This is a genomic window from Mycobacterium sp. NPDC003449, assembly GCF_053588415.1.
This window is the reverse complement of sequence record NZ_JBSFPX010000310.1, coordinates 1-5,028: the sequence shown is the minus strand read 5'-3', so window position 1 is coordinate 5,028 and position 5,028 is coordinate 1. Positions and strand designations below refer to the sequence as shown.

Below are 5,028 nucleotides of genomic sequence, written 5' to 3'. Positions count from 1 at the left end.
CCCAAAACCCCAACACCCACCCCCCCCCCCCCCACGAGAACACGCGCCCCCCCCGCCCCGCCGCCGGGGCCGCCCCCCCCCCCCACCGAGGCCGGCTCGGCGAGGTCGACCTCGACGAACTCGACGGGCGGCGAATCGGGTTCACGCCGGTCCAGCCCGGTCACCCTGGCGCCCAGTTCGGCCAACTGCGCCGCGAGATGCGCGCCGATACCCGACGCGCACCCCGTCACGACGACCCTGCGACCGTCGTAGCGCCACAGCATGTCCGGCCTCAATCGGCCTGCTCGCGTGCGGCCTTCTCGTCCTTGGCCGCCTGCACCCGACCCTCGTTCATCTCGGCCATCGCCTCGGGGATCTCGCTCGCGGTGAACTTGCCGCCGCGGCCGGTGGGCAGACCACCGAACGAGTAGTCCTCGTCGAATTCCGGTGCCAGCGAGGCCTCGCGACGGGCCTCGACCTTCTCCAGGACCGGCTCGAGCCGTTTGGCCTTGGCCGCCACGGCTTTCGCATCGCGTTCGATGAACTCGGGCAGCACCTCCTTGCCCATCAGTTCGATCGATTCCATCGTGCCCTCGTGACTGCGCGGGTTGAGCAGCAGGATGATCTCGTCGACCCCGCTCTCCTCGTAGCCACGCAGGAATTCCCGGACCGTGTCGGGTGACCCGATGGCGCCGCGGCCGGGGCCGTAGGCCAGCGTCGGATCGGCTTCGACGTCTTTGAGATAGCGCTCCCACACCTGGGTGCGGCCAGGGGTGTGGGTGCCGGTCATGTAGTAGTGCATGATGCCGAACGAGAAGAATCCGCCGCCGACGCCGAGGCGCTGCACGGCCTGCTCGTCGGTCTTGGCCACCATCATCGACAGGTCACCGCCGATGGCCAGGATGTTCGGATTCATCAGCGGCGTGACCGGCGCCCCCTTCTCTTCGAATTCCTGGTAGTAGCCGTCCACCCGTTCTTTGAGGGGTCCGGGCCCGGTGTAGGCGAAACTCAGTGCGCCGATGGCTTTCTGGGCGGCCATCTGCACCGAGGACGGCCGGGTGCAGGCCACCCACACCGGTGGATGCGGCTTCTGCGCGGGTTTGGGGACGACGTTGCGGGCGGGCATCTCGATGTGCTGGCCCTTGAACCCGGTGAACGGCTCCTCGGTCATGCACCGCAGCGACACCTCGAGCGCCTCCTCCCACTGGGTGCGCTTGTCGGCCGGGTCGATGCCGAACCCGCCGAGTTCGCCGACCGAGGAGGATTCGCCGGTACCGAACTCCACCCGGCCCCCCGAGATCAGGTCCAGGGTCGAGACACGTTCGGCCACCCGGGCCGGATGGTTGACCGCGGGCGGCAGATGCATGATGCCGAAACCGAGCCGGATGTCCTTGGTGCGCTGGCTCGCCGCGGCCAGGAAGATCTCGGGTGCGGTCGCGTGGCAGTACTCCTCGAGGAAGTGGTGTTCGGTGAGCCACACGGTCGAGAAGCCGGCCTTGTCGGCGGCCTCGACCTCGGCCAGTCCGTCGACGAAGAGATCGCGCTCGTCGTCGGGCGCCCACGGGCGGGGCAGGGCGAACTCGTAGAAGAGAGAGATCTTCATATTTTCTTTGTCCTCCTAGGAAATCCGGTGCGGTAGGGCGTCATCGGTCGAGGGGTCGGTCGAGGAGTCGGCCGAGGTGTGGTTGGCGGCGATGTGCTTGGCGGCGATGTAGCCGAATGTCATGGCCGGGCCGATGGTGGCCCCGGCCCCCGCATAGCTGCGCCCCATCACCGCCGCCGAGACGTTCCCGACGGCGTACAGGCCGGGTACCACGGTCTCGTCACCGCGCAGCACCCGGGCGTACTCGTCGGTGCGCAATCCGCCCGATGTGCCGAGGTCGCCCGGGACGATCTGGAACGCGTAGTACGGCGGCTTGCCGAGCGGGCGCAGATTCGGATTGGGCAGGGTCGGATCGCCGTAGTAATTGTCGTAGGCGCTGTCCCCGCGGTTGAAATCGTCGTCATGACCCGAGCGGGCCAGCTGGTTGAACCGCTCGGCGGTGGCCCGCAGGTTCCCGGCGGGAACGCCGATCTTGCCTGCGAGTTCTTCGAAGCTGTGCGCCTCGTGGACCACCCCGGACTCCAGCCAGGCGCGCGGCACCCTGCGGCCGGTCGGCACCGGGGCGAACGGCACCTTGGGAATGGGCAGATGCCCGGCCACCACGTAGCGGTGGAACGAGTCGATATCGGTGACCAGCCAGCACGGGATGTGGGTGGTGCCCGACTGCTGGCCCTCGATCATGGCGTGGGCGAAATCCATGTACGGCGCGGCCTCGTTGATGAACCGGTTGCCGTCCCCGTTCACCACGAACTGCGATGGCATCATCCGCTCGTTGAGCATGAACTGCAACCGCCCGTCGGGCCAGCAGATCGCCGGAAACCACCACGCCTCGTCGAGGAGATCGGTTGATCCGCCAGCCTTCTCGCCGGCCCTGATGCCGTCGCCGGTGGCGGCCGGATTGCCGAAGCTCCAATCCTGTTCCAGCACCGGCAGATGTTCCTTGCGCCAGGCCATATCGTGGTCGAATCCGCCCGAGGCCAGGATCACGCCCCGCCGGGCCCGGACCCGCAGCGCGGTGCCGTCCCGCTCCACCACCGCGCCGAGCACGGTGCCGCCCTCCCCGGTGATCAGTTCGGTCATCGGTGCGTCGAGCCACAGCGGGATCCCGTGCTGCTTCATCGCCAGGCGCATCCGGGCCGCCAGCGACTGGCCGATCGCGGCCATCCGGTCGCCGAACACCCTGGCCCGGAACATCCGCCAGATCAGCTTGGCCAGTACCGCCTTGCCCCGCCAGCTCTGCCGTACCTGGTAGAACAGCCGAAGGTCCTTGGGTCCGAACCAGATCCCCTTCGGCGCCAGGGCGAGCGGGGCCAGCAGGTGCTGCTCCTCGTCGCCCAGCTTGCGCAGATCGATGGCCGGGACGTTGATGGTGCTGCCGAGTGCCGAACCGCCGGGCAGTTCCGGGTAGTAGTCGGCATAGCCGGGTTTCCAGACGAATTCGAACCAGTCACTGGTGTGTTCGAGGAAGTCCATCATCTCCGGCGCGGTGTCGACGTACTGCCGCAGCCGGGCGTCGCTGACCGTGCCGTCGGTGATCTGCTTGAGGTATTCGACGACCCCGTCCGGGGACGGAACATAACCGGCCCGGCGCTGTGCGGGTGCGCCGGGCACCCAGATCCCGCCCCCCGACAACGCGGTGGACCCGCCGAACCTCGGCGACTTCTCCACCACCAGGGTGTCCAGCCCGGAGGCGTCGCCGGCCAGCGCGGCGGTCATCCCGCCGCCGCCGGAGCCGACGATCAGCAGATCGACGGTGTGGTCGAAAGTGTCTGAAGTCATGGTGTGGTGGGTACCGCCGTCCTGATTGCGAATCCTGCGATCAATTCCGGTGCCGCCCGGTAGAAATGGTTTCCGGTGCGGTAGGGCCCGAGCGCGCCGAGCGCGGCGAACGCCGCCACCCAGGTGCGGATCTCATGGGCCGAATTGCCGGCTTCGGCGGCGATGTCGTCGTTGGACCAGCCGTCGAATTCGGTGAGCCCGCCGGCGTCGAGGGTTTCCAGCAGGCGGGCGTCCCACTCCGGGTTCAGCGGGCGCAGCGGACTGTCCCCGGTGGCGAAGTCGTGCGCCGCCCGGCTGACCGCGGTTTGGCGGGCCATCCGCTGCTCGGCCGTCATCGGGGCCCCGTGCACGATCCGGTCCAGCGCCGCGGGCGGCGCGGTGGCCAGGGTGGGGACGGGTGGGTCATGCGACAGTCCACCCGATCCCAGTACCAGCACCCGTTTCCCGAGCATCGCCAGGTAACCGCCGACCGCGGATCCGAGCGCGCGGGACCGCGACAACGGACCGAGCGGGGTGGCGACCGAGTTGATGAAGATCGGCACCACCGGGCGTGCGGTCGCCTCGCCGAACAGTTCCTGCAACGGTTGGACGGTGCCGTGGTCGACGTCCATGCTCGACGAGATCGCGACGTCGACACCGGATTCCCAGACCGCCTGCGCGCAGGCCTGCGCGATGTCAGCGTCGACGTCGAGCGGACCCCGGTGCGTCCCGTAGTCCCCGACGCCGGAGGCGGCGGTTCCGATGCAGAACGGGGGCATCAGCCGGTAGAAGAATCCGTTGTAGTGGTCGGGTGCGAATGTGACGACAAGTTCGGGATCGAAGTCGGCCACGAACTTTCGCGCCGCGGCCAGTCCGGTTCCGATGTCGTCAAGGAGTTCGGCCGACGGTCCCGGAAGATTCAGCAGTGGGCTGTGGGACATACAGCACAGGGCTACTGGCACCGTTACCTCCTCCCCGCGTCAGGTGCAGCACGTCGAACAGTGCGGCGCTCAGTTCGGGTGCGCGCTGGGCGATGTCGGCCCCGGCGATGCACCGGTCCGGGCGTAACACCAGGACCGATTCGGCGTGACCGTCGAACCAGGACTTGAGTGCACCGGTGCGGTCGCCGACGATCTCCACGTCGGGGTCGTCGTGTCCGGTCCAGTGCAGTTGAGTCTGCGGCCGGGCCGCGATGAACCTGGCGCCCAGCGCCTTCCACCGTTCGAAGGCCTCGGCGCCCAGCAACGCTCGCGGATTGTTGTTCCAGAACAGCACCGCGAAACCCGGGCCGAGCACATCGTCGAGCAGCACGTCGGGCCGTGCGCGGGTGTCTACCCGGGGCTGGATGAACAGGGTGCCCACCGGGGAGGCCGCGGTGGGCGGCCGCGGGTGGTAGACCGCACCCTGCTCATAGCGCGGCATCGGTTTGAACCGCATCTCCAGCACATAGCGCTTGAGCGTCGGGACCACCGACGCACCACGGATCACCTTGTCCCGCAATGCCGCCACCTTGCGATCGGTGGGTGAGATGACCCGACCGACCATGGTGGACAGGTCGATCATCGCCCTGGCATGCTTGCGGCGTTCGGCATCGTAGCTGTCCAGCAGCTCCCCGCCGGCCTGGCCGTTGACCACCGCGGCCAGCTTCCAGCCCAGGTTGGCGGCGTCGCGGATGCCGCTGTTGTAGC

5 protein-coding genes are annotated in these 5,028 nt (G+C 68.5%); all 5 read right to left on the bottom strand.

Translation table 11 applies throughout. From position 1 onward, the window contains the following. Positions 1-263, bottom strand: a 263-nt coding sequence (locus ACWDTP_RS37290) for an SDR family NAD(P)-dependent oxidoreductase (protein ID WP_450028242.1), incomplete at its 3' end; no start/stop codon positions are given. 8 nt (positions 264-271) lie between these two features. Next, positions 272-1,582: an LLM class flavin-dependent oxidoreductase gene (locus ACWDTP_RS37285; protein WP_450028241.1), complete on the bottom strand. Its 1,311-nt coding sequence runs from the start codon at positions 1,580-1,582 to the stop codon at positions 272-274. 15 nt (positions 1,583-1,597) lie between these two features. Beyond that, positions 1,598-3,361 (bottom strand): FAD-binding protein, encoded by a 1,764-nt coding sequence (locus ACWDTP_RS37280; RefSeq protein ID WP_450028240.1) that lies wholly within the window; start codon positions 3,359-3,361, stop codon positions 1,598-1,600. Beyond that, complete coding sequence (locus ACWDTP_RS37275; protein ID WP_450028239.1) at positions 3,358-4,281, bottom strand: 3-carboxyethylcatechol 2,3-dioxygenase; 924 nt, start codon at positions 4,279-4,281, stop codon at positions 3,358-3,360. Before ACWDTP_RS37275 ends, ACWDTP_RS37280 begins: the two co-directional genes overlap by 4 nt. Further along, positions 4,229-5,028, bottom strand: an 800-nt coding sequence (locus tag ACWDTP_RS37270) for an FAD-dependent monooxygenase (protein WP_450028238.1), incomplete at its 5' end; no start/stop codon positions are given. The genes ACWDTP_RS37275 and ACWDTP_RS37270, both read right to left, overlap by 53 nt.

Coding starts and splice junctions, on each gene's coding strand:
- ACWDTP_RS37285 (WP_450028241.1), bottom strand. CDS start 1,582: ATGAAGATCTCTCTCTTCTACGAGTTCGCCCTGCCCCGCCCGTGGGCG.
- ACWDTP_RS37280 (WP_450028240.1), bottom strand. CDS start 3,361: ATGACTTCAGACACTTTCGACCACACCGTCGATCTGCTGATCGTCGGC.
- ACWDTP_RS37275 (WP_450028239.1), bottom strand. CDS start 4,281: ATGTCCCACAGCCCACTGCTGAATCTTCCGGGACCGTCGGCCGAACTC.